Annotated in this window: 1 pseudogene; it reads left to right on the forward strand. The window is 41.8% G+C overall.

What is annotated here, in order from left to right:
- Positions 1 to 193, forward strand: a pseudogene (locus I656_RS0117195) (RNA-guided endonuclease TnpB family protein); the annotation flags it as partial.
- Positions 194 to 237: the final 44 nt, after the last annotated feature.

Genomic DNA, 237 nt, shown 5'->3' on the forward strand with positions numbered 1-237 from the left:
CGACAATCCAAAAGAATATAAGTTCAGCGGCAAACGTATTAAGCGCGGCTTGTATCGAACAAAGTCTGGCAAACTAATTAATGCTGATGTCAATGGCGCATTAAACATCTTAAAGAAAAGTAAAGCTGTAGACCTGAGTGTCTTATGCTCTAGCGGCGAAGTGGACACGCCTCAAAGAATAAGGATTGCTTGAAGCAGTCAAACTTCTTTGGAAGCCCCCACTTCAAATTTTCGCTA

The sequence above is a fragment of the Geobacillus sp. WSUCF1 genome (genome assembly GCF_000422025.1).
Taxonomy (GTDB): Bacteria; Bacillota; Bacilli; order Bacillales; family Anoxybacillaceae; genus Geobacillus; species Geobacillus zalihae.